The sequence below is a fragment of the Streptomyces sp. NPDC059696 genome, assembly GCF_042733745.1.
GTDB lineage: Bacteria > Actinomycetota > Actinomycetes > Streptomycetales > Streptomycetaceae > Streptomyces.
This window is the reverse complement of the sequence record NZ_JBHWFG010000102.1, coordinates 1-1,558: the sequence shown is the minus strand read 5'-3', so window position 1 is coordinate 1,558 and position 1,558 is coordinate 1. Positions and strand designations below refer to the sequence as shown.

Here is a 1,558-nt window from a genome sequence, read left to right as displayed (position 1 = left end):
GGTCAGCTCCACCTGGGGCCGTATGCCTATCTCACGCTTGAACTCCTCGGTGATGCGGCCGCACAGGCTCTCGCCCGCCTCGCCCGAGATGTCCCCCGCCTCGACCTTGACGTGGATCGTGTCGAGTCCGCGGACGGTCCTGATGGACGAGTGGAACTCGTTCACCTCGTCGAATCCGCGCAGCACGTCCTCGATCATCACCGGGGTGATCGAGACCCCGCGTATCTTGCGCATGTCGTCCACCCGCCGCAGGATGCCGCCGTCGTAGAAGTCCCACGTCCGGCCGCAACCGCACTCGGTGTGGGGCCGCTTGACCACGACGTCCTCGGTCCAGTGCCGGAAGAGCTGCATCCCCTCGCGGTTCAGCCCGGTGGTGACCCGGACGCCCTCCTCGCCGTAGCCGACGGGCTGTTCGGTCACCGGGTCGAGCACCTCCTCGATGCACGAGGGCTCGATGATGTGGCAGGCCTCGCGTCGGGCGGTGCACTCGAACATGAACACCCCGCCGAACTCGGTGGTGCCCGCGGCGTTGAAGACCCGGGCGCCGAAAGCCTCCTCGATGGTGCGGGTGGTGAAGGCGGAGCGCGGCTCCGCACCGGCCAGGATGATCTGGACGTTCGCCTCGCGGGCGAGGTCGACGCCCATCTCCCGGGCCGTCTCGATCAGCCGCATCGCGTAGCTCGGTGTGAGGCCGAGCACCTCGATCTGGTAGTCGACCAGCAGCCGTACCCGGGAGCGGGAGTCGAGGCCGCCGGCCGGGATGACCGTGGCTCCCATGCGCTCGAGGCCGTAGTGCATGCCCCAGAAGCCGGCGAACAGCCCGTACCCGAACGCCACCAGGCCCTTGTGGTGCGGGCGCACGCCCATGCTGTGGAGCGCCGTGCAGAACGTGTCCACGCACCAGGCCCAGTCGCGTTCGGTGTCGAACGTCCGGATGGGGGGGTTGCCGCTGGTCCCGCTGGTCTGGTGGTGGCGCACCCCGAGCGCCGGATCGAGCGAGGGCCAGGTTCCGTACGGGGGAGACGTGGCTTCCGCGGCGAGGAGATCGGCCTTGCGCAGGAGCGGAACCCGCGCCGCGTAGTCCTCCATGGAGGTGATGTTCTCGGGGAGACGTTCTCGCCAGAAGGGGGAGAGCCTTCGGGCGTGGTCCATCGCGGCCTGAAGCCTGCGCCACTTCCACTGTTCAAGTTCCTGGCGGGGCATGGTCTCCGCCGTGCTGTTCCAGTACTCCACTACGCCTCCGTTGCCGTGCACGTGCACCCCAGAAGGTGATCCTCATGCCTCGACGGCGGCCCGTGCATCTCCGGAAATGCGCTCATGTGGCTGGTTGCGCGTCGTTCTCGGCCGGCTCCTCGCCGTGCCCGTGGTCCATCGCGGAGATGTCCCGCAGCCGGGTGCCGATCAGGACGGCCAGGGCGACGGAGAACACGGCGCAGACGGCGGCGACGGACTGCACGCCGCTGGTGAAGGCCGCGCGTGCGGAGTCCAGCAGGGCGCCGGCGCTGTCCGGTCCCAACTGCCCGGCCGTGTGCAGGGCGCCGGCGATGCTCTCCTGCGC

1 protein-coding gene and 1 pseudogene are annotated in these 1,558 nt (G+C 69.4%); both read right to left on the bottom strand.

Features of this window, described 5'->3' with window-relative positions:
* Positions 1 to 1,233 (bottom strand): phenylacetate--CoA ligase family protein (locus tag ACFV20_RS36855; protein ID WP_385665487.1); only part of this gene is annotated, 1,233 nt, incomplete at its 3' end.
* Between the two features lie 82 nt (positions 1,234 to 1,315).
* Positions 1,316 to 1,558 (bottom strand): annotated as a pseudogene (locus ACFV20_RS36850) (MFS transporter); the annotation flags it as partial.